The 26084-nt window shown below is 57.4% G+C and carries 25 protein-coding genes; 3 read left to right on the top strand and 22 right to left on the bottom strand.

Annotated features, from left to right (window positions below; translation table 11 throughout):
- Positions 1–277: 277 nt before the first annotated feature.
- The 6 genes from pyk to RBQ93_RS04735 all read right to left on the bottom strand — a co-directional run bounded on the left by pyk (position 278) and on the right by RBQ93_RS04735 (position 8239).
- On the bottom strand, positions 278–1720 hold the full coding sequence (gene pyk / locus RBQ93_RS04760) for a pyruvate kinase (protein WP_320370878.1): 1443 nt from the start codon (positions 1718–1720) through the stop codon (positions 278–280).
- 15 nt (positions 1721–1735) lie between these two features.
- Entirely contained in the window at positions 1736–3151 is a 1416-nt protein-coding gene (lpdA, locus tag RBQ93_RS04755) for a dihydrolipoyl dehydrogenase (protein ID WP_320370877.1), read from the bottom strand.
- Positions 3152–3169: 18 nt separating this feature from the next.
- The gene (locus tag RBQ93_RS04750; protein ID WP_320370876.1) at positions 3170–4576 is read right to left on the bottom strand and encodes a DUF4384 domain-containing protein; all 1407 of its coding nucleotides are present in this window, start codon (positions 4574–4576) and stop codon (positions 3170–3172) included.
- A 101-nt stretch (positions 4577–4677) separates the two neighbouring features.
- On the bottom strand, positions 4678–5847 hold the full coding sequence (gene nifS / locus RBQ93_RS04745; RefSeq protein ID WP_320370875.1) for a cysteine desulfurase NifS: 1170 nt from the start codon (positions 5845–5847) through the stop codon (positions 4678–4680).
- A complete protein-coding gene (nifU, locus tag RBQ93_RS04740) occupies positions 5844–6716 on the bottom strand; it encodes a Fe-S cluster assembly protein NifU (RefSeq protein WP_320370874.1) in 873 nt (290 codons plus the stop codon). Before nifU ends, nifS begins: the two co-directional genes overlap by 4 nt.
- A 104-nt stretch (positions 6717–6820) precedes the next feature.
- Entirely contained in the window at positions 6821–8239 is a 1419-nt protein-coding gene (locus RBQ93_RS04735) for a phosphoglucomutase/phosphomannomutase family protein (protein WP_320370873.1), read from the bottom strand.
- Positions 8240–8439: 200 nt separating this feature from the next.
- Between RBQ93_RS04735 and RBQ93_RS04730 the strand changes: the two genes are divergently transcribed.
- Complete coding sequence (locus RBQ93_RS04730) at positions 8440–8733, top strand: PxxKW family cysteine-rich protein (RefSeq protein ID WP_320370872.1); 294 nt, start codon at positions 8440–8442, stop codon at positions 8731–8733.
- Positions 8734–8801: 68 nt separating this feature from the next.
- Positions 8802–9254, top strand: coding sequence for an NUDIX hydrolase (locus RBQ93_RS04725; protein ID WP_320370871.1), 453 nt, complete (start codon positions 8802–8804; stop codon positions 9252–9254).
- Here the strand turns inward: RBQ93_RS04725 and RBQ93_RS04720 are convergent.
- The 16 genes from RBQ93_RS04720 to RBQ93_RS04645 all read right to left on the bottom strand — a co-directional run bounded on the left by RBQ93_RS04720 (position 9246) and on the right by RBQ93_RS04645 (position 24068).
- Positions 9246–11633 (bottom strand): putative bifunctional diguanylate cyclase/phosphodiesterase, encoded by a 2388-nt coding sequence (locus tag RBQ93_RS04720; protein ID WP_320370870.1) that lies wholly within the window; start codon positions 11631–11633, stop codon positions 9246–9248. The genes RBQ93_RS04725 and RBQ93_RS04720 overlap by 9 nt on opposite strands.
- 6 nt (positions 11634–11639) lie before the next feature.
- Positions 11640–12464 carry a menaquinone biosynthesis protein gene (locus tag RBQ93_RS04715; protein ID WP_320370869.1) on the bottom strand — a complete coding sequence of 275 codons (825 nt, stop codon included), beginning with the start codon at positions 12462–12464 and terminating at the stop codon, positions 11640–11642.
- Entirely contained in the window at positions 12464–13969 is a 1506-nt protein-coding gene (locus tag RBQ93_RS04710; protein ID WP_320370868.1) for a TolC family protein, read from the bottom strand. The genes RBQ93_RS04715 and RBQ93_RS04710 overlap by 1 nt, the downstream gene beginning before the upstream one ends.
- Positions 13970–14057: 88 nt before the next feature.
- Positions 14058–14447 carry a glycine cleavage system protein GcvH gene (gene gcvH, locus RBQ93_RS04705; protein ID WP_320370867.1) on the bottom strand — a complete coding sequence of 130 codons (390 nt, stop codon included), beginning with the start codon at positions 14445–14447 and terminating at the stop codon, positions 14058–14060.
- Between the two features lie 6 nt (positions 14448–14453).
- Complete coding sequence (gene accC, locus RBQ93_RS04700; protein ID WP_320370866.1) at positions 14454–15794, bottom strand: acetyl-CoA carboxylase biotin carboxylase subunit; 1341 nt, start codon at positions 15792–15794, stop codon at positions 14454–14456.
- An 8-nt stretch (positions 15795–15802) separates the two neighbouring features.
- Positions 15803–16282, bottom strand: coding sequence for an acetyl-CoA carboxylase biotin carboxyl carrier protein (gene accB, locus RBQ93_RS04695; protein ID WP_320370865.1), 480 nt, complete (start codon positions 16280–16282; stop codon positions 15803–15805).
- A gap of 61 nt (positions 16283–16343) precedes the next feature.
- The gene (locus RBQ93_RS04690) at positions 16344–17411 is read right to left on the bottom strand and encodes an aminopeptidase P family protein (RefSeq protein WP_320370864.1); all 1068 of its coding nucleotides are present in this window, start codon (positions 17409–17411) and stop codon (positions 16344–16346) included.
- A 56-nt stretch (positions 17412–17467) separates the two neighbouring features.
- Positions 17468–17914 (bottom strand): type II 3-dehydroquinate dehydratase, encoded by a 447-nt coding sequence (gene aroQ, locus RBQ93_RS04685; RefSeq protein ID WP_320370863.1) that lies wholly within the window; start codon positions 17912–17914, stop codon positions 17468–17470.
- 4 nt (positions 17915–17918) lie between these two features.
- Positions 17919–18281 carry a roadblock/LC7 domain-containing protein gene (locus RBQ93_RS04680; protein WP_320370862.1) on the bottom strand — a complete coding sequence of 121 codons (363 nt, stop codon included), beginning with the start codon at positions 18279–18281 and terminating at the stop codon, positions 17919–17921.
- Positions 18272–18889, bottom strand: a complete 618-nt coding sequence (locus RBQ93_RS04675; RefSeq protein ID WP_320370861.1) for a hypothetical protein — start codon at positions 18887–18889, stop codon at positions 18272–18274. Before RBQ93_RS04675 ends, RBQ93_RS04680 begins: the two co-directional genes overlap by 10 nt.
- Before the next feature lie 8 nt (positions 18890–18897).
- Complete coding sequence (gene aroB / locus RBQ93_RS04670; protein WP_320370860.1) at positions 18898–19977, bottom strand: 3-dehydroquinate synthase; 1080 nt, start codon at positions 19975–19977, stop codon at positions 18898–18900.
- Positions 19978–19979: 2 nt separating this feature from the next.
- Positions 19980–20495: a shikimate kinase gene (locus RBQ93_RS04665; protein ID WP_320370859.1), complete on the bottom strand. Its 516-nt coding sequence runs from the start codon at positions 20493–20495 to the stop codon at positions 19980–19982.
- Positions 20495–21673, bottom strand: coding sequence for a chorismate synthase (gene aroC, locus RBQ93_RS04660; RefSeq protein WP_320370858.1), 1179 nt, complete (start codon positions 21671–21673; stop codon positions 20495–20497). Before aroC ends, RBQ93_RS04665 begins: the two co-directional genes overlap by 1 nt.
- 163 nt (positions 21674–21836) lie before the next feature.
- Positions 21837–22292, bottom strand: coding sequence for a tetratricopeptide repeat protein (locus RBQ93_RS04655; RefSeq protein ID WP_320370857.1), 456 nt, complete (start codon positions 22290–22292; stop codon positions 21837–21839).
- 23 nt (positions 22293–22315) lie between these two features.
- Complete coding sequence (gene yfbR / locus RBQ93_RS04650) at positions 22316–22924, bottom strand: 5'-deoxynucleotidase (protein ID WP_320370856.1); 609 nt, start codon at positions 22922–22924, stop codon at positions 22316–22318.
- Position 22925: 1 nt separating this feature from the next.
- Complete coding sequence (locus RBQ93_RS04645; RefSeq protein ID WP_320370855.1) at positions 22926–24068, bottom strand: deoxyguanosinetriphosphate triphosphohydrolase; 1143 nt, start codon at positions 24066–24068, stop codon at positions 22926–22928.
- Positions 24069–24169: 101 nt separating this feature from the next.
- Here RBQ93_RS04645 and RBQ93_RS04640 point away from each other — a divergent pair, with 101 nt between their 5' ends.
- Positions 24170–26062, top strand: coding sequence for a thioredoxin domain-containing protein (locus tag RBQ93_RS04640; RefSeq protein WP_320370853.1), 1893 nt, complete (start codon positions 24170–24172; stop codon positions 26060–26062).
- Positions 26063–26084 lie beyond the last annotated feature (22 nt).

The raw sequence follows: 26084 nt of genomic DNA, 5'->3' as shown, positions 1-26084 counted from the left end.
GCGTTCGTTCTGAGCCAGGATCAAACTCTCCAGTTTGTATTCCTGTATCATAAAACACTAACTCAAATAAAATTACGGTAAAACGCCCGCAATCATCTTACTGCTATCTGGTTGTCAAAGACCGAACCTGCGTTACAGCGGAAAATGGAAGTTAGCAAATTCATTTCTTGCTGTCAATACATTTTTTAAGGCGTTTTTTTTCAAACCAAAAAGCCGTTGCTGCAAACAGACGAAACTTATACACAGACCACCCCGCTGTCGTCAACAAAAAAATGCATCAAAAAATTTCAAAGAATCTGCCTGCACCCAACTTATGAATCTTCATAAGATTTGTAGAACCACGGGCCTCGACCGGCGTCCCCATGATGATCACCACAATGTCACCCTTGCGAAAACCGGCAGCCAGCAATGCCTGCTCGGCCACGCTGATTTGCTGATCCATATGCTCCATGATTTCAACCGATTTTGTCTGAACCCCCCAGTACATGGAGAGCTTACGCCGAATCAGCGCTGAATTACTAAAGGCTACGATCGGGATGCGCGGCCGAAAACGTGAAATCAATGCCGCTGTGCTGCCGGATTGGGTAAAGACAGCGATAGCCTTGGCTTTGAGGCTTTCCGATACACGGCAGGCAGCCTCTCCCACCGCCTGAGCAATGCTGGGAGTAGCCAGTACCGGTGTATCACTGCGACTACCGAAGCCAGCCTGTTCCACATCTCGCGCAATGCGGACCATGGTTTCCACTGCTTCGACAGGATGGTTGCCGGAGGCTGTCTCCCCTGAAAGCATGATCGCATCGGTACCGTCAATAATCGCGTTGGCGACATCAGAGGTCTCTGCCCTGGTGGGTCGCGGGTTGACAATCATCGACTCCAACATCTGAGTGGCCGTGATTACCGGCTTGCCAGCGGCATTACAGACCTGAATGATCTTCTTCTGGATCAACGGCACTTTCTCGGCCTGAATTTCCACCCCCAGATCGCCGCGGGCCACCATAACGGCATCGGCAACCTTGAGGATCTTGTTGAAGCTGCGTAACGCCTCGGGTTTTTCAATCTTGGCCACCACCGGCAGATGTTTGCCAGCCTGATAGATGATCCGCTTGATCCCTTCGACATCTTCAGCGGTCCGGACAAAAGAAAGCGCCACATAATCCACGTCAGCGCTGAGGCAAAACTGGAGATCCAGCAGGTCCTTTTCGGTGAGCGATGGCGCCGAAACCTTGACGCCTGGCAGGTTGATACCCTTATTGTTTTTGAGCAAGCCGCCACTAACTACCATACAGCGCACCTGCTGTCCCTGCACGGCAAGCACCTTGAGCTCCATCAGTCCGTCATCCAACAAAATACGGGAACCTGCGGCAACATCCCGTGGCAGCGCCTGATAAATGGTCGGGATAATGCCATCACCCCCCAGACGGTCTTCCGTGGTGATGACCACCTCCTGCCCTTTTTCCAGGTGCATCCCCGCTCCGGCCATTTTACCAGTCCGAATCTTTGGCCCCTGCAGATCAGCCAGGATGCCGACCTGCTTGCCATGCCGTTGCGATGCTGTTCGAATATGCTCTATCAGCTGCGTCTTCTGGGCATGGTCACCGTGGGAAAAATTGAGTCGAAACAGATCAACACCGGCCTGCAACAACCTGCCGATTGTTTCTGGCGTATCACTGGCTGGCCCCAAGGTTGCCACGATCTTGGTCTTTCTCTTTTCTCTCTGCATCTGTGCGCTCCGTACTTACACGTGTAACGCTTCGCTATGGACATCAAGCGCCGCTTCCTTCATAGCCTCACTCAGGGTAGGATGGGCGTGAAACTGCATCCCCAGCGCATGGACCGTGGAACCGCATCGTATGGCCGTAACCGCCTCGGCGATCATATCCGAGGCCCGTGGCCCGACGATATGCACACCAAGCAGTTGATCACTCTCGGCATGGGCCAGCACCTTGACAAAACCTTCGGTTTCATCCATGGCCCGGGCGCGGCCATTACCCAAGAAATTGAACTTCCCGACCTTGTAGGGTAGCGCCGCTTCCTTCAACTGCTCTTCGGTTTTGCCCACCGATGCTCCTTCCGGCCAGGTATAAACTACGCCGGGCAGGCAGCCGTACTCAACAACCGTCGCTTTGCCAGCCATTCGCTCGACACAGGCAACCCCTTCCTCCGAGGCCTTATGGGCCAACATCGGTCCGTCAATCAGGTCACCAACAGCATAGATACCAGAAATCGAGGTTTGATAGTCAGCATCCACGGCAACCCTCCCGTTCTCCGAGAGCCTGCCACCGAGAAGATCAAACCCCAGCCCGGCCAATGCCGGACGTCGGCCTGCCGATACCAACAGCCGGTCACACTCCAGTTCACCGCGTTCCTCGCCGGCCATGAACTGGACGTTCACCGTATCTTCCTGACGTTGCAGGGCAGTGACCCTCGCCCCGAGCCGGAACTCGATCCCCTGTTTTTTTAGGGCCCGTTGCAAGGCATCTGCGGCCTGGCGGTCCATGCTAGGCAGCAGGGTTGGCAGCATCTCCACCACCGTGACCCGCGCCCCCAGCCTGCGCCAGAACGAGCCCAGTTCCAGACCAATAAAACCGCCCCCCACCACCACGAGGTGTTCAGGAACTCGACTAAAACACAATGCCTCTTTAGCACTGACCACCAGGTTGCCATCAAAAGGGAGCGCAGGCAGTGTGACCGCTTCACTGCCGGTGGCCAACAGCACCCGCTGGGCCGCAATAAGTTGAACCGAACTGCCTTCAAGGTTGACAGTAACCTGTTGCAGGCCATCATTTGTTGCGCCGTTCAGGAACGCGCTACCGGTCAATAATGTAATCTTGTGCTTTTTAAACAGATATGCCACCCCGTCGGTCAGGCGCTTAACCACCTCATCCTTACGGGCCAGCATAGTTGCCAGATTCAGCCGGGGCGGTTCGATATCGATACCATGCCTGGCGAACTTGTCCCGGGCCAAGGCAAACAATTCACTTGAATCCAGCAACGCCTTGCTGGGGATACAGCCCTCGTTAAGGCAGACGCCACCCAGTGTAGCCCGCCGTTCAACCACCGCCACCTTCATTCCCAGCTGACTTGCCCTGATAGCAGCCACATAGCCGCCTGGGCCGGCACCTACCACAATCAGATCATAGGCTTCATTCATGACACGAATGCTCCCCGCTTAATGCGGCCTGGTCTGCACAAACAGACTATCTTCATACAGCGTGAACCCCAGTATTGCGGCAGTTCCCTTGTAATAGTCCACCAGGTCAAACCCGTTAATCACCTTTTGACCTGCCAGCTCCTGCTGCACCGTGGCACGACGCGTCAGAGTCCGGGTGCCGTCTCGAAAACTTTTGGAACCGACCTCAGCAGAAATGACAGGCTTTGGAAGAGGACGCTCGCTGGCGAACAGCTTGACCACATCGGTACCGAAGGGGGGCTCCACCACCACCTCCCAACTCTCGTGATCCCCCGGCACTGCATGTATCGTCCCGCTTGGCAACGGCCGTTCCTGCTGGCCGGGGCCCGGGTAGAGTAGACTAACCTCGTTTTTTGTGTTGATACCATAGAGGTATACATACAGGGGCCGGGCCACCTGTATCAAAAACTGGACCTTCTCACCGGCCCGATAGACCTGAAAACGATCTCCCTTAGTGGTGTTCAGCTTGACCAGCTTCTGACTGCTCTGCCCGGCTACATCGGCCACCATCGCCAATGCTCCGGCAGCCTGATTGACCGTACTATAGGGTATTATGCTGCGCTCGATGCTTTCTTCGGCACTGCCCAACACCCCACCCTTCAAGTTTTTGAGGGTCATGGCCACCGTAACCCGACCGGAGCCCTCCAGGTAATAACCGTCCAGGACAGCATCCGCACCGCTGAATAAGGCAGCACTGGTTTCAAGATTCTTGACTTCCTTGGCCTTGGCAGCCAGGCCACGGGTATTGGAGAGCGATCGGGTTACCGGCTGTTCTTCAAGCACCTCGAACTGCTGACTGTTGACCAGATAGCTTCTGGCCTTGGCGGTCACGTACTCGGAAAACTCGCTGGCATAGCGCCCCTTGCGTTCAATCACCGGATTGATAAACACCTTGAGCCCAGGACGGTTGCCGCTGGTCCTCTGTACCAGTCGCTGCAGGCGGCTGTCCAAAGATTCACTGAAGCTATCCTTGGGCAACTTTGCCACCGGCAGGGCGGCAGCCAGGCTTTTACAGCCGCTGCTGTCTTTGGCGGGACAGTACTTCACAAACACCCGCAGCGTTTCTCCATCACGCTGGTAAGTAGCACCCAGGGCCAGATCGGCCTGTTCCATAAAGTCACTGAACGTGTAGCCGGCAGCCGAAAGCGAACTCTCCAGCTCGTTCACCAGAAAAGCGGACAGATTGGAACTTTCACCTGATACGGCGTCTTTGATGTTGGTCTTATCTAGGTACAACCTCCGAGCGCTGCCGGCGGTGGCTTTCAGCTCTGAAGCGGCTCCTGCTGCCAGTTCCTTAAGTGATGCAGGCTCGGATGACCAAAAGGCATGAGCACCATCCGCCAGCACAACTGCCAGAATGAGCATCAAGAAACAACGAGTTACCATAAGGCTACCCCCTGTGCAATAATTGTTGGAAGCATAGCACAAAATCAGAAAAGCGGGGCTTGCGACCCCGCTTTTCTGGAACAGACAAACATCAGCACTGATTATCCCTGTAGATGTTCCCGGCCAAAAGGCGACATCTGCCGGAGTCGTGCGATGATCGGCGGCAGTTCTTTAATCACGGTATCGATCTCGGCATCGGTAGTGTAACGTGACAGAGAGAAGCGAATCGAGCCATGAGCGCAGGTGAACGGTACTCCCATGGCACGTAGCACATGGGACGGTTCCAACGATCCTGAGGTGCAGGCACTGCCCGAAGAGGCGCAGATGCCTAACTCGGACAACAGCAGCAGGATCGCCTCACCTTCAACAAATTCAAAGGCGATGGAGGTGGTGTTGGGTAACCGCTCGGCGCCGTCGCCGTTGATACGGGCATTGGGGATGGCGGCCATCAGGGCGTCCTGCAGTCGGTCACGCTTGGCCTTGACGGTTGTATTCTCGGCCTGCATATGCTCGCCCGCCAGCTGGCAGGCCTTGCCCAAGGCGATGATGGCAGCGGCATTCTCGGTGCCAGCCCGACGACTCTGCTCTTGATGCCCCCCCACCAGTAACGGCCGGAAAGCAGTGCCGCGACGCAGGTAAAGGGCGCCGATCCCTTTCGGCGCATGCAGTTTGTGGCCTGACAGCGACAGCATGTCGATCTGCGAGGCGGCCATGTTGATCGGAATCTTGCCCACGGCCTGGACCGCGTCGGTATGGAACAGGGCGCCCCTGGCCTTGGCAATGGCGGCTGCCTCCTCCACCGGAAAGATCACGCCGGTCTCGTTGTTGGCCCACATGAACGAGACAATGGCGGTATCGTCGTCAATGGCCCGCTGGTACTCTTCCATATCTAAGCGGCCGGCGCCATCAACGCCGATCTCGGTTACCCGGTAGCCCTTCTGACGCAGGTTACGACACTGGGTAAGCACCGCCGGGTGCTCGACCCGGCTGGTGATAACGTGGCGTCGGTCCGGCAAGACCTCCAGGGCGGAACGGATGGCGGCGTTGTCGCTCTCGGTACCGCAGGCGGTGAAGATGATCTCGTCAGGGGTGGCGCCCAGCAGATCAGCCACTCGCTTACGGGCTTCTGTCACCTTGCCCTGCACCTGGCCGCCAAAGAAATGCATTGAACTTGGGTTACCGTACAGCTCACAGAAATAGGGCCGCATCTCTTCAAAGACCGCTTCATCCACCTTGGTGGTGGCGTTGTTGTCCAAATAAATCTCTTTCACGCCGCTACCTCCTGCACCCGCAGATCATCATGCACCAGCTCACGCAGCTTCATCTCAACAAAACGGGCGGTGTTACCGGATGAAGCGCACCCTGCACATGCCTTGCGGAAAACGATCTGCACGTTGTCACCCTCAATATCCACCAGTTCAAGATCACCGCCATCGGCCATCAGCATCGGCCGGATGTCACGCTCCAGCACCTCTTGCACCAGCTGCATCTTCTTGAGATTGGAAAGCTTACCGGTCTTGGGTTGCGGCTGGGCAGTCTGCTGACCCATCACCTCGGCAATCAACTCTTTGATCTTGGGGATACAACCGCCGCAGGCGCCACCGGCCTTGGTGAAGTGGGTCACCTGTTCGGCAGTGGTCAGCTTATTGGTCTCTATCACCTTCTTGATGAAGGTATCGGTGATGCCGAAGCATTTACAGACCAAGGTCCCCTCATAGTCGGGATAGGCATGGCCATGGTCATGTTCGGCATCATGTTCAGGGACTTCAAGGCCGCGGTACTTGTAAATCGCCACCTCCAGCGCCTCCTGCCCCATCACGGAACAGTGCATCTTTTCTTCCGGCAGGCCGCCCAGAAATTCAGCGATATCCTGGTTACTGACCGCCAGCGCTTCATCCAGGGTCTTGCCTTTCACCATCTCAGTCAGGGCCGAAGAAGAGGCGATGGCACTGGCGCAGCCAAAGGTCTGGAACTTGGCGTCAACAATCTTTTCCTTGCTGTCATCCAGCTTGAGGTACAACTTAAGGGCATCGCCACAGGCCAGGCTACCCACCTCACCGACAGCATCGGCATCCGGTATCTCACCCACATTCCTGGGATTCAGGAAATGATCTTTTACTTTCGGTGTGTAATCCCACATAGAGTACTTCCTCCGGTTAGTTTCAGCGGTCTATTGGTACAACCTGAAGCGAGCATAGCATGCTTCAGAATGGCCTCATTTGTCCTGCATCAAATTTACTCAGATCAGCCCAGGATAAACGTCCTGCCGGCGGCCATAATCTCGGTCAGACGAGTATCACTGCCTGCCTCACCGTACAGCCGCACCACCGGCTCGGTGCCGGACTTGCGGAACAGCATCCAGGCCCCATCCTCAAGCAGCAGCTTGAGACCATCGATGGTCACCACCTCTTTCACCTTGCTGCCCGCAATTTCGGCAGGCACGGCAGCCACCTTTTGAGCATAGGCACGCTCCAACTCACTAGAAAGACGCAGGTTGTCACGACGGGTCACAAAACGTCCCACCTCGGCATACAAACGCTCTAGCAATTCACGTACCGTCTTGCCTTCGTGGGCAACCATCTCGGCCACCAGAAAACAGGCCAGGATACCGTCTTTTTCAGGCACATGGCCCTTGATGGTCAGACCGGCGCTTTCTTCACCGCCGATCACGATCTTGTCCTGGCTGATCAGCTCACCGATGTACTTGAAACCGACCGGCGTTTCATAAACCGGCACGCCATGCTTTCTGGCCACGGCATCTACAAAATGGGAGGTTGCCACGCTGCGTGCCACACCACCGGACAGTTTGCGTACCCGAATCAGGTAGTCCAGCAGCAAGGCAATAATATAGTTCGGTTCGATATAGCTGCCGTCAGCATCCAGAATACCGAAACGATCGGCGTCGCCATCGGTGGCCAAACCCAGCTGAATGGTGGGATCATTCTTGACCAGCTTGATGAAATCAGGGATGTGAGCCTCGGACGGTTCAGGTGGCTGACCGCCAAAATACGGATCGAGATGATCGTTAATAATGCTGTATGGAATTAAACGTGCCTGGAGCGGTTGATCCAGATAGCCCCGGGCAGTCCCGTACAATGGATTAAGTCCCAGTTTGCCGATCTTTTTCAGTGCATCGAAATCGACCTTCTGCTCCAGGGCTGAGAGATACGCAGGCCGGGGGTCAATCACGTCAACCAGCCCCCGGGACTTAGCCTCGTCAAGCGGCACCTCTCGATAACAGACCTCACCCAGCATCTGGTTGGCGCGCTGCTCGATATCCTTGGTGGTCTCAGGCAGGGCTGGCCCACCCCAGGCCGGAGAGAACTTGATGCCGTTGTATTCCGGTGGATTATGGCTGGCCGTAAAGTTGATCCCGCCAGCAGCACCACGCCGCAGGATCTCAAAGGAGATCACCGGAGTTGGCACATCGCGACCACACAGAAACGACTTTATACCGGCACCAGCCAACACCTCGGCTGCCTCGGCGGCAAACCTGGCGCCCATGAAACGGGTGTCACGGCCGATCACAACCCCTTTATCCGCCTCACCTGCCGCCCGCAGATGATCTGCAATGGCCTGAGTCACAGTCTTGACCGATTCAAAAACGAAATCCTCACAGAGGATGCCACGCCACCCCGAAGTACCGAAGCTGATATGGCTCATGCCGCCTCCCTGACAGATTTAATAGGACAGCTTTTATCTTTAAACACTAATACAGTGTGTTGATGCCGTCAAGATAAACAGCCGCGTATCTGCGCTCCCAAAGCGGCCAGCATCAATTGTTTTTGATGTTGACTTTTTCTTTTCGAAATTGCTACAGTTTACTTCTGTCTTAGCTGAATCATATTGGAGGAGGAAGAAGGATGCAGTGTCAAACCGTGCTTGCAGGTACCGAGTGTACCTTTTGGGGTAAACAAGGATGTGTATTTCCTGAAGGCTCCTGTCAGACTATCGTAGAAAATTGTGAAGGATGTGAGCGGATTGTTGCCGGCACCATCGGCCAGGTCTGCAGCGCCTATCCGGCACCGGCCAAGAAATGGGCCAACGGCATCTGCAATTTTGCCACCCACGTCAAGGTAGAGATCAAGGTGGAAGACCTCAAGGTCAACCCCCTCAAGGCCTCCAAAAAGGCCTCCGGTGGCGGCAAGAAGAAATAACACCATACCACGTAACAACGAAAAAGGGGACCTTTCGGTCCCCTTTTTCGCATCTGGAGTACAGCACAATGGCTTTTGATCGTCTTACCTGCCCTGCCTGCGGCGCAACGGTCCGCAACTACCGCAATCCGATCCCCACCGTGGATGTCATTATCGAACTCAATGGACGTATGGTGCTGATTGAACGGCGTAACCCGCCCTATGGATGGGCATTACCGGGCGGTTTTGTGGATTACGGCGAGACGTTGGAACAGGCGGCCATACGCGAGGCCCGGGAAGAAACCTCACTGGAAATATATGACTTAAAACTGCTCGGCTGTTATTCAGATCCGGCCAGGGACCGTCGGATACATACCATCACCACGGTCTTTGTTGCCCAAGGCAGCGGCATCCCCCATGCTGCCGACGATGCTGTCAACCTGCAGTTGTTTACTACTGACCACCTGCCAACCAACCTCTGCTTTGACCATGGTGCAATCCTGCAGGATTACCTCCGCAAGGCCCAAAGGGTGTCAGGATAATTTGTCCCAGTTTTGCCGCAAAACCTCCAGGGCCTGATCAGCCGGTAATGGCTTGCTGAACAGGAATCCTTGTACCTGATCGCAGTTGTTCTCCCGCAAAAACTCCATCTGTTCCTCGGTCTCCACCCCCTCAGCGATCACCTTCAACTTAAGACTGCTGCCCATGGCGATGATGGCGGTGGCAATGGCCGCATCGGTGGCGCTCTTCTCCACATCGCGCACAAAACTCTTGTCGATCTTGAGGGTGTTGACCGTAAACCGCTTCAGGTGCGACAGAGAAGAGTAGCCGGTACCAAAATCATCAATCGAGATATGGATACCGAGGTTGGTGATCTCGTTCAGCACTGAGACAGCATAGTCGGGGTTTTGCATGATCACGCTCTCGGTGATCTCGAACTCCAGACAATCAGCCGGCATGCCGGTGTCGGCCAGGACAGCACGCACCAGATCCAGCAACCTGGTATGCTGCAACTGGTAGCCGGAAAGATTAACCGCCATCCGCAACCCTTGCAAGCCATGCTCATGCCACTCCATATTCTGGCGACAGGCCTCACGCAGGACCCATTCGCCCAACTCCATGATCAGGCCGCTTTCTTCCGCCAACTGAATGAACTCGGTAGGTGACAGCAAGCCCAGCATAGGGTGCTGCCAACGGACCAGCGCCTCCATGGCAATGATCTTGCCGCTGGAAACATCCATCTTTGGTTGGTAATAGAGCCTGAACTCCAGACGGTCCAGCCCTTTGCGCATTGAATTGGCAATGGTGAAGCGGCGGGAGGCATTCTGATCCATATCGCCGGCAAAAAACTGGTAGTTATTCCGTCCCTGTGCCTTGGCATGATACATGGCGATATCAGCCTTCTGTATCATGGCCTCCACTTCACTTTCATCTTCAGGATAGACACAGATGCCACCGCTGGTGGTCACGAATAGCTCGTGATTACGTACGTAAAAGGGCTGCATCAACGCATCCAGCACCTTGTCGGCCAGATGCTGTATATCGGCATGGTCGGCTACATTGACCAACAGAATAATAAACTCGTCACCACCGATCCTGGCCACCGTGTCTGTCTCACGCAGACAGCCTTTCAGGCGCTGGGCTATCAAACGCAGCAACTCATCCCCCACAGCATGACCCAGGGTGTCATTGATGATCTTGAAACGATCAAGATCAATGAACATCAGAGCAAAACGGGTCTGCATCCGATGGGCAAGGGCCTTGGCCTGCTGCATCCGGTCATAGAGCAATACCCGGTTGGGCAGACCGGTCAACATGTCGTGATGTGCAAGCTTCAGCAATTCAAGCTTGGCGAGGTTACGTTCGGTTACATCGTGACAAACACCCCAGACGAGCTGCTCCTGACTGCCTTCAAGACAGCCTGTCAGGCTGATTTCCAGATCGATCCTGCGTTCAAGGGCTGGAGAAAAAAACGGCAACTCAAAATGGCCACTGTTCTTGCCTGCCGAAGCCATAGCAAACTGCTGCCGCAGCATCTCCTGCCCTTCCTGATCAGCCAGCTCAAACAGGGCAGCCGTACCGAACGACTCCCTGCCGATACCCAAAAGAGTGTGGCCGACCTGGTTCAGATACAGCAAAGTGCCATCCAGTTTGCAACAGAAGATCAGGTCATGGGCAGAGGTGATAAACCCCAGCAGCGCCTCTTCACTCTCCTGCACCTTGAGCTGATCATCACGGATCTTGCCCATCAAAAAAGCACCGAAAAAGGCTATGATCGCATTCAATCCAGCGACCCAGAACCACATCAACACCTCGAACAGTACCGACGGGTCGTTCTCTTCTGTGAATGGCATCCGAATCATCGGAATCAGATCAGCATCTTCTGCGATCAACAGCAGACCATACAACAGTGCACCAACGGCACCGATGCCCCATACTTCCCGCTTTTTGTCAAACAGGAAGGCCGCTTCCAGCGTCACCAGAAGGTAGGCCGGCCAGAACCAGCTGACCACCCCGCCACTCCAGTGTACGGCTGCCGTAACAAACATCAGATCCAGCACCACTTGCGCATAGATCACCAGTCGACAACTCTGCCAGGTCGAACAGGGTAACGATATCAGCGGATAGGCAACCGCAAAAAACAGGGCGGTCCACTTAAGCGAACTGCTCCACTGCCCAAGGTGAAGCATCGGCAGTTCAATGCCAGCCGGCACCAGCAATAAATCGGCAAACAGGATGTACAGCCCAAGCAGGGTGAGCATCAGCCAACGCACCCGCACCATCAGTGACACCCGTACGCACTGCTCGGCCAAACGGTCCCTGATGCTGCGACGTTCATCACTGCTCTGCAGCAGCCGTGACAAGGGACCAAACCAGGAAGTGCGCGCACTGTCTTCCATTATGGGAATGAATGGCTCCATCGGCCGTTACACCTTCAAAAAGCGGGGCTGAGCTGCTGCTGTGACCAATCCCAACTCAGATGCAAGACGATAAAAAAGAGCAAGCCCTGCCTGATGGCGCTCGTCGAGTCGGTAGGTGATGTGTCTCCAGTATTCGGCCAGTCGGTCGCTGCCCATCCAGCTGGACTCGTCAGCATGGGCAGCAAGCTCTGAAGCCTGCTGCGGCAACTGATCTCGGGCGGCATCTAACAAGCTCAGCAGCTTGCAGAGCTGATCGTGCTTGGTTTCTGCTGCTCGCTGCGTGACTTGCCACAGGGCATAGACAAAGGGCAGACCGGTCATTTCACGCCAGCAGGCGCCCAGATCGTAACAATACGGCGCCTCATCCGCCATGGCCGCCAGCAGGGCCGTATCACCGATCAGCAACACACCGGGAGCGTTTGCCAAGGCCTGCTGCCACGGCAGGCTGGTACGTTCGAGACTGCAGCCCTCAAGCTTCCAGTGGCGGGCCAGCAAAATCTGCAGCAGCACCACCGAGGTGGCTGATTCCGCGGTCACCAACAACCGCTCGCCCCCAAGTTGCTCAACTGGCCGGTTCGTCAGCAGCAACACACTCTGCACCGGTCCGTCAGAACCGATACAATGGCCGGGCAACACAAAATAGCTGTCGGCATGACGTGCAAACTCGATGGAGGACGAGATACAGACATCGATCTGTCCCTGGGATAGGGCGGCATTCAACTCCGCCGGCACACCATACCGCAGCTCAATCGCTGAACCCGACAACCGGTCTCTGATCTGTAAAAGCAGCGGACTGCAATTGGCATACTTGATCCAGCCAACCTGTAGCATCAGTTCACCTGCCTGTAGAGTTGTTCAACATCCCGCTCCACCATCCGGATCTGTTGGCGTTCCAACAGCTCGCCGGTAACCTTCCAAAGCTGGGTGACAGCGTTGGCGTAGGCCGTCTGAGCCTTGATCTGGTTGCTCTTGGCCGCGGCCAGATCGTTTTCAACATCCAACACATCCTTGTTGGTGGCCAGCCCCACCTCGGCCTTGCGCACAAAGGCCTTGAAACGTTCTTCGGCAAAGGCACGCCCACGGTCTGCCACATCCAGCTGTTTGAAGTTAGCCGCAACGGCGCGCACCGCAGCGCGAACCTCGTTGCTGACCAGCTCTTGCTGATTACGTAGCCGAAGCGCTGCCTGCTCGACCTTAAGACGATTTTTGCGATAGTCGTTCTCTGCGGCACGATTGCCCAATGGAAAGGCAAGCGCAAGACCTACGCTCCAGTTCGGGTACTCGCCCGAACCAAGCCGGTCAACGTCCTTGGCATAGGTGCCGGCCAAGCCGGTGGCGGCTGCCGAGGCCGACAAGGTCAGATCCGGCAAGGTTCGGTTATTTGAGACCCGAGTCTGTAACTCCAGTAGCTCCAGATTTCGCTTCAGCTCCCTGATCTCCGGCCTCAGTTCAAGGGCAACCCGGATCTGATCCTGTTCAGACACCTCATAGAGCGCCTTGGACGGTGTCTCCGCAATCAGCAATTCAGCCCCAGGCTCAAGCTGCAGCAATTGACGCAGCAGATCGGCCTGATCACTCACCGCACGTTCGGCGTCAATCAGCTCCTTTTCCCGTGATGCCACCCCATATTCGGCGTTCAAAATCTCCATAGCCGGCATCACCCCGGCCTTCACCCGTGCCTGGGTCTCTGTCAGAATCTTGCGTGCCAGCTCCAGCGAGACCTTCTTGACCTCCAGTTCCTCACGCAGGCTGTACAGCGTGTAGTATTCATTGCATACCTGGGCAACTATGGCGCTCAGCCTGGTGTTGAACTGCTCAATCGAGGAGTATTTGCCAAGACGGGCCGTGTCAATCGCCAGCTCGGTGGCCTCACGACCAAAATTTTTCAGTAGCGGCTGGCTGACGGTCAACCCCAGGTTGGAGTACCAGTAGGAATCAAGTCCGCCTGCGATAGTCGTATCAGTCCGGTTGTAGCTATTGTTAAACCCCAGGGTCGCCGTACCGCCGGTAAAGAACAACTGACTCAGACCGGCGTTCAGTTGAGTACTGCGGTCTGCCTGTCTGTCGGGCGGAGACAGGTAAAACGAACTCACATTGGTAGTGTCGGCATACGAAGCCAACAGTTGGAGGGAGGGATCATAGATGCCACGGTTTTTCTGATACTCAGCCTCCTGCTGGGCCGGAGTATAGCGTTCAGCTCGCACCGCAAGGTTGTTCTCAACTGCCGCCTTAATCGCATCGGCCAAAGTCAGTCGGATAACTGACGATTCGCTGGCCAGGGCCACTGACCGACACACTAGTAGCATCACCAGACACAGCATCAGTACTCGCAACACGCTCCACCTCGCAGACAGACTGAGCGCCCCAAAACAGAAAAAGGGCGGGACTCCTGTCCCGCCCTTATACCACAGATTATATTCAGGTTTATATATCTTTGTTTTCCACATAGTCCAGATAGTCGTCTGCCGTCATCAGCCCCTTCAACTCTTCGGGATCGTCCAGGCTTATTTCCAGCAGCCAGCCACCGTCATAGGGATCGTCGTTGACCAGAGACGGATTATCGAGCAACTCATGGTTCACTTCCAGCACGGTGCCACTGAAGGGGGCATACAGCTCAGCCACCGTCTTGCGGGCCTCGATGGTTCCCATCGAGTCCTCCTGCTCCACATCATCTCCTGCATCGGGCAGCTCCAGCGAGGCCACCAGGCCCAGTTCATCCTGGGCATAATCGGTCAGCCCCACCACCGCCCGATCACCTTCCACACGGATCCAAATATGTTCCCGTGAATACTTGAGTTCTTCCGGAAAATCCATGAATCCCTACTCCAGCACGATCCGATCAAGGAACGACGTATCCACATCTCCCTCGATAAAATCCTTGTTGGTCATGATCCGTTTATGGAAAAAGACGGTGGTCTTGATACCTTCGATAATATACTCGTCCAAAGCCCGTGCCATGCGACGGATGGCGTCCTCACGGGTTTCGGCATGCACAATCAGCTTGCCGATCATCGAGTCATAATGTGGCACCACGGTGTATTGGTCATACACAAAGGAATCAACACGCACCCCCAGGCCGCCCGGCTGGTGATAGGTGGTGATCTTGCCAGGACAGGGAGTAAACTTGAAGGGATCCTCGGCGTTGATCCGACACTCGATAGCATGACCGGTGATCTTGATGTCCTTCTGCTTGTAACGCAGCGGCAGGCCAGCGGCGGAACGGATCTGCTCCCGGATCAGGTCAACACCGGTAATCATTTCGGTCACCGGGTGCTCCACCTGGATACGGGTATTCATCTCCATAAAGTAGAAATCACCGTTTTTATCCAGCAGAAATTCCACCGTGCCAACACTGGAATAATTGACCGCCTTGGCGGCCTTAATGGCTGCCTCACCCATGGCGGTACGGGTTTCCGGCTTCAGCACCGGACAGGGCGCCTCTTCGATGATCTTCTGGTGACGACGCTGAATAGAACAGTCCCGCTCACCCAAATGGATGCAGTTGCCGTGCTTGTCGGCCAGCACCTGAATCTCAACGTGTCGCGGCTGCTCACAGTATTTTTCGATATAGACGTCGGGATTGCCAAAGCCGGCCTGGGCCTCAGCCTTGGCTGTGGCATAGGCGTTGGCAAGGGTCGCCTGTGAATGGACGATCTTCATGCCACGACCGCCACCACCGGCAGTGGCCTTGATGATCACCGGGAAACCGATCTGCTTGGCGATCTTGACCGCCTCGTCCACCGACTTCACATTTTCCTTGGTACCAGGCAGGATCGGTACGCCATGCTCGATCACCGCCTGGCGGGCCGATATCTTGTCGCCCATGATGCGCATGCTCTCAGCGGAAGGACCGATGAAGGTGATGCCACACTGCTCGCAGATCTCGGCAAATTTGGCGTTTTCCGACAGGAAGCCATAACCGGGATGGATCGCCTCAGCATCGGTCAGCTCGGCGGCACTGATGATGGCGTTGATATTCAGGTAGCTCTGGCTGCTGGGGGGCGGCCCAATACAGACCGACTCGTCGGCCAGCTTGACATGCAGCGATTCTGCATCGGCGGTGGAATAGACCGCAACGGTCTTGATCCCCAACTCCTTGCAGGCCCGTATCACCCGGATGGCGATCTCGCCACGATTGGCGATCAGTATTTTATGGAACATAGTGGCTCCTAAATCTTCTCAACGACGAACAACGGCTGACCAAACTCAACCGGTTGGGCGTTCTCGACGCAGATCTTGACGATCTTGCACTTGAACTCCGCCTCGATCTCATTGAACAGTTTCATCGCTTCCACCAGACAGATCACCTGGCCTTTTTCAACTACCTGGCCCACCTCAGCAAAGGGAGCGGCCTCAGGAGAAGCGGCGCGGTAAAAGGTGCCCACGATCGGGGAATTAATGGTTTCACCGCTCTCAACGGCAGCGGCAGGTGCCGCAACAGCTGCTGCCACGGGTGCTGCGGCAGCCACCGGAGCTGCTGCCATAGGGGCCGGTGCCTGCATATAGGTTGCAGGAGCAGCCATCTGGATAATTTCCGGTTGTTGACCCCGCTTGATGACGATCTTCTCATCGGCGTTGTCCATCTCAAACTCGGTAATATCGGTCTCGGTAATCATTTTTATCAGCAGTTTCAGATCCTTGATTTCCATTCCTAACTCCTTCCCTCACAATCACATTAATAACGTACGCGGTAACAGCCAAGCCGTACCGTCAGACAACCATCAATTTTTTTGCTACTCCTGTCAACAACCGGCAACCGTTACCAGTCACCGCCACCGTGTCTTCGATCCGCACCCCACCCCAACCGGGGATATAGATGCCAGGCTCGATGGTGACCACCATCCCTTCATCCAGCACAGCCTCGCTACGGGGCGACAGGGTCGGCTTTTCGTGAATCTCAAGTCCGACCCCATGACCCAGGCCGTGACCAAAAAAGTCACCAAAGCCCTGCTCGCGGATATAGTCGCGGGCTACGGCATCAAGCTCCTTGCAGCTGACACCGGGACGAACCGCCGCAACGGCACGGTCATGGGCCTCCAACACAACATCGTAAATCTGCTGCTGGCGTTGATCAAGCTGCCCAACCCCGACGGTTACCGTTTCATCGGAATGGTAGCCGTTCAGCACCGCCCCGAAATCGATGGTCACCAGTTCGCCAGCCTGTATCGGCTTGTTGCTGGCCCGCCCGTGGGGCATGGCCCCCCGTTCCCCGGAGGCGATAATAAAATCAAAACCGCGGCCCTCGGCGCCGCGACGCCGCATAGCAATCTCAAGTTCCAGGGCCAGATCAGCCTCAACCAGACCAGGCCGAATCAACGGCAGCACCGACTGCAAGGCCTGCGAAGCAAGGCTGGCCACATCCGCCAGAGCCTCCAGTTCGCGCTGATCCTTGCGATCCCGTATCCCATCGAGATCAGCCGGTAACGCCACCAGCGTCGCCCCTGGCAACTGTTTCTCCTGTTCCTGCTGTGTACTGACCAGACAATGGGCCGCTTCAAACCCGATCCGTTGCCACCCCTGCTCGTTACGCAGTTGGGCCAGCGCCTCGTGGCGTTGGCCATGTTCAATCACGGCCAGCCCGATTACTTCCTGCTGTGCCTGGAGCGTGTAACGGGAGTCACAGATGAACCACCCCTGATTACGGGTCAGCACCAGCAGACCACTGGAACCGCTGAAACCGGACAGGTAACGCAGATTGGGGAGGTGTTCCACCACCAGGCAATCGAGCTGCTCGCGGTCGAACCACGGGGTCAGTCGAGAGCGCCTGTCTTTTAGCATAACTGAAAGCGACACCTCAACCGAATTCTGATCAGTTGGCGAGATCAAACGTAAATTCAACCTTGCTGACTTTTACTATGATTAAAAAGAGCACGCAATCCCAGCAGATAACTGTCCAGCCCGAAGCCACAGATTTGCCCGACCGCCAGCGGCGCCAGGTAGCTGTGGTGGCGGAACGGTTCACGTCGATGGATGTTGGAGAGATGAACTTCGACAAAGGGGATGCCGATTGCGGCTAAGGCATCGCGCAGAGCAACGCTGGTATGGGTGTAGGCGGCCGGATTAATCACGATGCCATCATAGCAGCCGATGGCGGCCTGAATCGTATCCACCAACGCCCCTTCGCTGTTTGACTGGAAGCAGACCAGACGGCAGCCAAGCTCGGAGGCTAGGCTCTGCAGGGCGCTATTGACGTCATCCAGCGTCAGGGAGCCATAGATATCGGGCTCCCGCTGACCGAGCAAATTCAGATTGGGACCATGTATAACCAGAATACGTTGCATCGTTCTATTCAATGGCCTTGATCATGGTCAAGGCATTGGCACGCAGCAGATAACGGGCTTTGCCCACATTGCCGTCACGGCTGAGCACAAAGGCGGCAAACAGCTCCTCGTTGATCACACGCAGGATCATACAGGACTGCTTGGTGGTGATGGTTATCTCCTCCATATCGCCGGCACCCACCACCTCGACGGTACGCTGGATCTCCTTGATCACCGTGGCATACTCAACGGTCATCATCTGCACGTCAAAACCGGGGCGTCCCAGGTGCACCTCATCGATGGCGATGCAATCGTAGCCCATCAACATCACGGCATAGGCGCCTTCGACCTGCTGGATCATGCCTGACAGCAATGTTCTCAACGACATTCGCGCAACCTCCGGATGTTTTCCAGCCAGCCTTCCAGCACCGGCAGTACGCTGCCGGTATCGGCAACCCCCTGTGGCGGCACCGCAGCCACTGCAGACGACTGCTCACCGACCGGCTGCTCCGCTGAAGCTGCCGAAAGCAACTGCGACTCCAGTTCAGCAAGCCGTGTTGCCGCTGTGCTGTTTCCGGGCTCCGTGGCAAGGATATCACGGTAGATGCCGGCAGCCTTATCGGTAAAGCCCTGTGAAACGTACAACTCGGCCAGGGTGCCGGTCATCAACGGGTCCCGACCACTTTGCGCTGCTGCTGGCCAGGCATCTTCCACCGAGCTTATCTCGGCAGTCTCGCCATCCGACGGTTCCACACCGCTGACGGCAACCCCGGACCATGGATCAGCAATCGACCGCAACGGCGGTTTTACCCGCTCTACCAGCTGGTCATCGTCCGGCTCGGCAACAATGTCACTCTCGCTGAGTTCAATCAGCTCAAGGTCGTCATCGCCAAGACTGATCCCCCCCTGCAGTGCCTGCAGCGCACGACGAGCCTGCTGCAAACGTTCCTCAAGGGCCTTGATCTCTTGCTGCAACGCTTCCGGTGAATGCTGCATACGTCCCGTCACCTCCCCGCAACACAGGTTTCGGCCAGTTGGGCCGGGGTGAACTCCCGCACGGCGTGGGCCCCAAGGCCCTGATTACAGATATACTGAATAACACCGGCCCGACTCTTCTTGTCCTGGGTCAGGGCGGCTATCAACTCGTCACGGTCTGCCGGCGGCGTTTCGGTAGGCAGTCCCAAGCTGCGCAGCAACGCCACAATCCGTTCGCGATCATCAGCACTGCACAAGCCTTCTCGCTCGGAAATCTGCGCTGCCAGCGTCATACCGATCGCAACCGCTTCGCCATGCACCAGACCAGCATAACCTGACAGGGCCTCAAAGGCGTGGCCCAGGGTGTGACCATAATTCAGCACCGCCCGCAGGCCGGCCTCATGTTCATCCTGCTCCACCACCCAGGCCTTGAGGGCACAGCAGCGTGCCACCACCGTGGTGATCAACTCACGATCACGGGCCAGCAGCCGCTCAACATTGGACTCCAGCAGCTCAAAGAACGCCCGGTCCAGCACCACCCCGTACTTGATCACCTCTGCCAGACCAGCCCGATACTCTCGCTCCGGCAGCGTTGTCAGGGTATCCACATCGGCCAGCACCAGCCGTGGCTGGTGGAAGGCGCCGATCAGATTCTTGCCGCGGGGGTGGTCGATACCGGTCTTGCCCCCCACGCTGCTATCCACTTGTGCCAGCAGGGTGGTTGGCAGCTGCACAAACGGGATGCCCCGCAGGTAGGTGGCAGCGGCAAAACCGGCCAGATCACCCACCACACCGCCGCCCAGCGCCACAACAAAACAGCGCCGGTCAATCCCGGCCTCGATCAATTGGTCATAGACCTGATGCAAGGTCTGGCTGGTCTTGTAGGCCTCGCCATCGGGAATCGGGAGCAGCAGCGGCTGATAACCGGCCGCTGCCAGTGAGGCCGTGACCGTTTCGGCATACAGGCCGGCCACCGTGGGATTGGTCACCACCGCTGCGCGGCCGGTCAGTCCCACTTCACGGCAGTGCTTGCCCGCTTCAGCAAGTATGCCGGCGTCTATCAGTATGCTATAGCTTTGCGGCCCAAGCTGGACCGGAATCAACGCCATCACTACCCCTTGGAAAGCCGCTTAAGCACCTCGGCGGCCACATCTTCCACTGATTTCCCGACGGTGTCAATTCTTATGTCGCTATCAGCGTAGCACTGTTCGCGTTCCTGCAGCAAACGTTCAAGCCTGGCCACGCGCTCCGCTTCTTCGCCTTGCAACAGGGGGCGATCATTGCAGGCAGCCAAACGCGCCGCCAGCATCTCCAGTGAGGCGGTCAGATTGACCACCGGACCAATCAATCGCATCAGGCGACGGTTTTCAGGATCAATCACCGCGCCGCCGCCGGTGGAAAGCACCATCTGCGCCCGGCCCACCAGACCTGCCAGCTGTTCTTGTTCCAATCGTCGAAAGGCCGGCTCTCCCTCTTCGGCAAAGATGGCGTTGATGCTCTTGCCGGCCTGCTCGACAATCAGGGCATCCAGATCAATAAACGCCCAGCCCAGCTGCTGCGCCAGCAGGCGTCCGACGCTGGTCTTGCCGCTGCCCATCGGGCCGGTTAAGACAATGCTGTCCGACATCAGAAGGTGCGCACCGTCGCCAGGTAGCCATCCAGGTTACGCCGCAGCTCTTCGATTGAATCACCGCCAAACTTTTCCTGCAGGGCGCTGGCCAGCTCGATGGCCACCACTGCCTCGGCCACCACCAGGGCAGCCGGCACGGCACAGGTATCGGAGCGCTCCACCGAGGCCTCATAGGGCTGATGATCCGCCAGATCCACCGAACGCAACGGTGTGTACAGGGTGGGGATCGGCTTCATGGCGGCCCGCACCACCAGCGGCTCACCGTTGGTCATGCCCCCCTCCAGACCACCGGCACGATTGGTGGGACGGACATAGGCGGTTGCGGCGCCACGCTCCAGCGCAGCAGGATCGTAGGTTATCTCATCGTGCACCTGGGAACCGGGCCGACGGGCGGCCTCAAAGCCGAGCCCTACCTCAACCCCCTTGATGGCCTGAATGCTCATCAGCGCCATGGCCAGCCGGGCATCAAGCTTGCGGTCCCATTGCACGTGGCTGCCCAGACCGGGCGGCAGCCCCTGCACCTGCACCTCCACCACGCCACCCAACGTATCGCCAGCGGCCTTGGTGTGATCGATCAGACGCTTCATCTCGGCCTCGGCTGCCGGATCGCAGCAAAACAGCTCCGAGGCAGCCGCCTGTTGCCATAGCTGCTGGTACGGGACAGCCGGTGCCGACGCCATCACACCGCCCAGCTCAGTCACATAACCGCCGATGGTAATGCCACAGGCCTTGAGCAACTGGCGGGCCACGGCGCCCACCGCCACCCGCACTGCGGTCTCGCGGGCACTGGAACGCTCCAGGATATTACGCACATCCCGTTGGGAATACTTCATGGCGCCATCCAGGTCGGCGTGGCCGGGCCGGGGACGGGTCACCGGCTCTGCCTTGCCTGCATGCTCAGCCAGGGGCGACATCTTCTCCAGCCAATTTTCCCAATCGCGATTCTTCACTGCCAACGTCACCGGCGAGCCGAGGGTTTTGCCCCAGCGCACACCGGACAGCAGCTCGACCCGGTCCTGCTCGATCTTCATCCGGTCGCCTCGACCATACCCCTGTTGCCGCCGCGCCAGTTGCTCGTCCAGCATGGCCGGGGCCAGCTCAAGATTGGCCGGCAGCCCTTCGATGATAGCGGTCAGTTGGGGGCCATGGGATTCCCCGGCGGTAAAATAACGCATGGTCTGTCTCACTCCTGACTCTGATTTCGGTCGGCCAGAGTAGCATTACACCCCGACCGGGGCAAGCAAAACCCTGTTTCCAGACGGTTGGAAATAACGCGGAACAGCGCCTGACCTGTGGTCATACAGATACCGGCGTGGTGATGGGAGGCAGAGGCAGCTGTCAGCGCAAACCAATACGACTAAACAGTATTCCCAGATACTTGTTGCAGGGGTTATCGCGGTGCAGCCAGGGCAACAGCGGTGTTTTGCGGCTACCGAGTTCATCCAGCAGTTGCTTGATCAGGCGATGTTCGCCATGGCTCACCCCCTGGCGCAGGGCCTGGATCGCCTCAGGCTTGCGCTTGGCCACCAACAGCACCCGAGCCAGATAATAATAATGCTCAGGCTGCTCAGGCTGGCGCCCGATAGCTGCCTGACAAAGCTCCAGGCCTCTGGTGACGTGGCCCCGTTCCTTGGCGATGCAATAGCCCAGACAGGGGTGCCAATCAGGGTTGTCCCACAGCTTGAGGGCTGCCTCCACCCTGGCCAGGGCAGCCAGCACATTGCCCGCCTCCAGCTCCTGCAGCCCGCGTTGATATTCCTGCTGGGCCTTCAACGACTCAGCATGGTGATCCATGGTCAGCTCCTGTTGTGTCATAACTACCCCAGATGCAGTTCGTCCAACGACAAGCGATAGCCGGGCAAGAAATGTTCCAGAAAATAGCCCACTTCCGGCAAAGGGCTGGTACGCAGACTCTCCAACTGTTCCTCGCCGGCCCGTTTGAACTCGAGATTGCCTGACTTTTCCTCCTCCAGGCACTTGATCAGCGCAGCGATCTTGTCGGCCGCCTTGATCACCGCCTGGTACTCGGCATCCTGCTCTTCAAAGAAAAACAACGGCTCATAGACCTGCGACAACTCTGGCGGCAACATGGCCAACAGTTTCCTGCGTGCCCGGTCCTCCAGCTGATGAAAAGAACGCTTGAAATTGGGGTTGAAATGCTTGACCGGGGTCGGCATATCACCGGTAAAAATCTCGCTGGCATCGTGAAAGACACCATACAACGCCGCCCGGCCGGGATCGAGTGTACCCTCGAAATAGGTGTTGCGGATCACCGCCAGGGCATGGGCCAACATGGCCACATCCAGCGAATGTTCCTTGATGTTCTCAGGCTGGGTGTTACGCATCAACCCCCAACGGTTGATGTATTGCATCCGGGCCAGAAAGGCGAAAAAATCGTAACGCTGCTCCGTCACACCTGCACCCATTTCAACCCCTCTCAACGGTTTCGAACAACACCCGGTAATCATCCAGGGCATAGCGGTCGGTCATACCGGCCAGATAATCGGCCACCGTCCGTTCCACACCGTCCTGCTCAATCCGGCGGCGATATTTGGGTGACAGCAGGTTGGGCCGCTTGACGTAGGTCTCAAACAGACGCGACAGCACGTGCTCAGCCTTGACCCGCATCTTGTCCACCTTGTGATGGCGGTACAGCCGCTCTTTCAGGAAACGCTTCAACGCCAGACTTTCCGCCTCCACCACTGGGCTGAAATGGACCAGCACCCGGTTTACCTGCCGCAGATCATCCGGCGAATTGACGTTGAACTGCTGGATATTGGCCCAGGTGGTCTCACAGATATCGGTAATCTGCATCCCGATCAGGGCGCTGACCGTGCGGGCCACCAACCGCCTGTCGTCAATGGCCGGATAGCGTTCACGTACCCGGCTTGCCATCCGCGCCCACAGCTCCACCCCCTTTAAGAGCTCCAGGGTCAGGTAGCCGGATTTGAGCCCGTCGTCAATATCATGGTTGTTGTAGGCGATCTCATCGGCGTAGTTGATCAGCTGCGCCTCGATGGAGGGGACCACGCCAGGCAGAAACTCGTCGAGGATCGTGGTCGGCAGATCGTGGGGCGACGAATGTTTCAGAATCCCCTCACGCACCTCCCAGGAGAGATTCAGACCGTCAAAGTCGGGGTAGCGCTGCTCCAGCTTGTCCACCACCCGAAAGGACTGGTAGTTGTGCTCAAACCCACCGAAGCCCTGCATCAGCTGATTCAGCACCTCCTCGCCGGTATGGCCAAAGGGGGTGTGTCCCAGGTCATGGGCCAGGGCCAGCGCCTCGGTCAGGTCCTCATTCAGGCGCAGACGACGGGCAACCGCCTTGCCGATCTGGGCCACCTCCAGCGAATGGGTCAAGCGGGTACGGTAGTAATCACCCTCGTGGTTCAGAAAGACCTGGGTCTTGTACTCCAACCGCCTGAAGGCGGCGCAATGGATAATCCGGTCACGGTCCCGCTCAAACATCGGTCGCGGGTCGCCCGACGTTTCCAGATACCGGCGCCCCCGTGATTCGCCGCTCTTGCAGGCATACGGGGCCAGATCCGGACGCTCGCTATAATCAAACATGCAGCTGCTCCCTCCCATGGCAGGATAGCAATCGACGCAAAGAGTACTATCCGCACCGCCCATCGGCAAGTTTTTTCCTAAAAGTATGGTAGGCTTAGCCCATGACCAACCACGATCTGCAGGCCCTGCTGGCCATTGACCGCACCACCCTGCCCCCGGATGGCGGACCGCTCTACAACCGGCTGATCTTCAGCCACTCACCCTACCTGCTGCAACACGCACGCAACCCGGTGGACTGGCGCGAATGGGGCCCAGAGACCCTGCAGGAGGCACGGCAGCGCAACCTGCCGCTGTTTGTCTCCATCGGCTACGCCACCTGCCACTGGTGCCACGTCATGGCCCATGAATCCTTTGAGGACGACGAAGTGGCCGACATCCTCAACCACGGCTTTGTGCCGGTCAAGGTTGATCGGGAGGAACGACCCGACCTGGACGAATTCTGCATGGCCGCCTGTCAGACCATGACCGGCAGCGGCGGCTGGCCCCTGAACTGTTTTCTGAAGCCGGACGGCACACCCTTCTACGCCCTGACCTACCTGCCCAAGGAACCGCGCCGGGGCATGCCCGGCTTTCTGGAGCTGCTGGAAAACATCGCCCAGGTCTGGCAACACAGGCCGGACAGCGTAGAACGCAATGCCACCTCATTGATGGATGCCCTGCAACGGCTGAGCCTCCCTCAACTACCGGAGCGCTGCGTGCCGCTGGACCAGTTGTTCAAACAGGCCGATGCCACCCTGCGACGGATGTACGACCAGCAGTACGGCGGCTTTGGCACGGCACCCAAATTTCCGATGCCGCCCTACCTGCTGCACCTGCTACGCAGTAACGATATTGCTTTGCACGACATGGCCCTGCAGACCCTGCGAGCCATGCGGCAGGGCGGCATCTGGGACCAACTGGCCGGCGGCATTCACCGCTACAGCACCGACCGACACTGGCTGGTGCCCCACTTCGAAAAGATGCTCTATGACCAGGCCCTGGTAGCCTACGTGGCCCTGGAGGCGTACCAGCTAACCAACGACAACCAGTATTGCAACATGGCCGAAAACCTGCTGGAGTTCACCCTGCAGGAGCTGACCTCGCCCCAAGGCGGTTTTTACTGCGGCCTGGATGCCGATTCCGAAGCACGGGAAGGCGCCTGTTACGTCTGGCACAGACAAGAGCTTGACGCACTGTTGGGCGCTGACGCAGCACTCTTCCACGAACGTTACGGCGTAACCCGCGAGGGAAACTTCGAGGTAGCGGGAGAGAATGTACTGCATCAGGCGCAGACGATTGAGGCGCTGGGCAAGGCTCATCACCGCTCTGAGAGCGAGCTAGCCGAACAGTTGGAACACTGCGGCCAGACCCTGCTGGCGGTGCGCAGGCAGCGTGAACAACCGCTGCGAGATCTCAAGATCATCACTGCCTGGAACGGCCTGCTGATCGCCACGCTGGCCCGTGGCGCCGCCATAACCGGCAAGCAGCACTGGCTTGCCGCCGCCCGCAAGGCGGCTGATTTCATCACCACCAGCCTGGTGGCCCCTGATGGGCGCCTGTTGCGCAGCTACCTGCTTGGTCCGTCGCCGATCAAAGGCTTTTTGGAAGACTACGCCTTTGTGGCCTGGGGCTTACTGGAGCTGTACCTGGCCGAACAACACAAGCCTGACCTACAGCGCGCTGCTACCCTCTGCCAAGAGGCACTGCGCTTGTTCAGCACAGCAGATGGCCGTCTGACCACTGCCGGCAGCGATGCCGATCAACTGCCGCTGGCCCTACCCGATCTGCATGACGGCGTGATCCCCAGCGCACTGTCCATCTTGGCAAGCAACCTGCTGACGCTGTCAACACTTACCGACGATCTGAACTGGCAGCACGAGGCGCAGCGCCTGCTGCACTGCTACCATGCCAACCTGCAGCAGAATCCGACCGCCAGCCTCTGGCTGTTGCAGGCGGCACATGCTTTTGATAGTGACAGACAAGGAAGTGAAAAAAGTTTCAACAACAGCTTATGATGTGAGGAAAAGAGGGTGACAG

This window comes from Trichlorobacter sp. (genome assembly GCF_034008105.1).
Taxonomy (GTDB): domain Bacteria; phylum Desulfobacterota; class Desulfuromonadia; order Geobacterales; family Pseudopelobacteraceae; genus Trichlorobacter.
Note: the sequence above shows the minus strand (reverse complement) of the source record. Positions and strands in the feature narration are given on the sequence as shown.

Bases quoted from the DNA above. Each gene is read 5' to 3' on its own strand.
- pyk (WP_320370878.1), bottom strand. From the start codon at position 1,720: ATGCAGAGAGAAAAGAGAAAGACCAAGATCGTGGCAACCTTGGGGCCA.
- lpdA (WP_320370877.1), bottom strand. From the start codon at position 3,151: ATGAATGAAGCCTATGATCTGATTGTGGTAGGTGCCGGCCCAGGCGGC.
- RBQ93_RS04750 (WP_320370876.1), bottom strand. From the start codon at position 4,576: ATGGTAACTCGTTGTTTCTTGATGCTCATTCTGGCAGTTGTGCTGGCG.
- nifU (WP_320370874.1), bottom strand. From the start codon at position 6,716: ATGTGGGATTACACACCGAAAGTAAAAGATCATTTCCTGAATCCCAGG.
- RBQ93_RS04735 (WP_320370873.1), bottom strand. From the start codon at position 8,239: ATGAGCCATATCAGCTTCGGTACTTCGGGGTGGCGTGGCATCCTCTGT.
- RBQ93_RS04730 (WP_320370872.1), top strand. From the start codon at position 8,440: ATGCAGTGTCAAACCGTGCTTGCAGGTACCGAGTGTACCTTTTGGGGT.
- RBQ93_RS04725 (WP_320370871.1), top strand. From the start codon at position 8,802: ATGGCTTTTGATCGTCTTACCTGCCCTGCCTGCGGCGCAACGGTCCGC.
- RBQ93_RS04720 (WP_320370870.1), bottom strand. From the start codon at position 11,633: ATGGAGCCATTCATTCCCATAATGGAAGACAGTGCGCGCACTTCCTGG.
- RBQ93_RS04715 (WP_320370869.1), bottom strand. From the start codon at position 12,464: ATGCTACAGGTTGGCTGGATCAAGTATGCCAATTGCAGTCCGCTGCTT.
- gcvH (WP_320370867.1), bottom strand. From the start codon at position 14,447: ATGGATTTTCCGGAAGAACTCAAGTATTCACGGGAACATATTTGGATC.
- accC (WP_320370866.1), bottom strand. From the start codon at position 15,794: ATGTTCCATAAAATACTGATCGCCAATCGTGGCGAGATCGCCATCCGG.
- accB (WP_320370865.1), bottom strand. From the start codon at position 16,282: ATGGAAATCAAGGATCTGAAACTGCTGATAAAAATGATTACCGAGACC.
- RBQ93_RS04690 (WP_320370864.1), bottom strand. From the start codon at position 17,411: ATGCTAAAAGACAGGCGCTCTCGACTGACCCCGTGGTTCGACCGCGAG.
- aroQ (WP_320370863.1), bottom strand. From the start codon at position 17,914: ATGCAACGTATTCTGGTTATACATGGTCCCAATCTGAATTTGCTCGGT.
- RBQ93_RS04680 (WP_320370862.1), bottom strand. From the start codon at position 18,281: ATGTCGTTGAGAACATTGCTGTCAGGCATGATCCAGCAGGTCGAAGGC.
- RBQ93_RS04675 (WP_320370861.1), bottom strand. From the start codon at position 18,889: ATGCAGCATTCACCGGAAGCGTTGCAGCAAGAGATCAAGGCCCTTGAG.
- aroB (WP_320370860.1), bottom strand. From the start codon at position 19,977: ATGGCGTTGATTCCGGTCCAGCTTGGGCCGCAAAGCTATAGCATACTG.
- RBQ93_RS04665 (WP_320370859.1), bottom strand. From the start codon at position 20,495: ATGTCGGACAGCATTGTCTTAACCGGCCCGATGGGCAGCGGCAAGACC.
- aroC (WP_320370858.1), bottom strand. From the start codon at position 21,673: ATGCGTTATTTTACCGCCGGGGAATCCCATGGCCCCCAACTGACCGCT.
- RBQ93_RS04655 (WP_320370857.1), bottom strand. From the start codon at position 22,292: ATGGATCACCATGCTGAGTCGTTGAAGGCCCAGCAGGAATATCAACGC.
- yfbR (WP_320370856.1), bottom strand. From the start codon at position 22,924: ATGGGTGCAGGTGTGACGGAGCAGCGTTACGATTTTTTCGCCTTTCTG.
- RBQ93_RS04645 (WP_320370855.1), bottom strand. From the start codon at position 24,068: ATGTTTGATTATAGCGAGCGTCCGGATCTGGCCCCGTATGCCTGCAAG.
- RBQ93_RS04640 (WP_320370853.1), top strand. From the start codon at position 24,170: ATGACCAACCACGATCTGCAGGCCCTGCTGGCCATTGACCGCACCACC.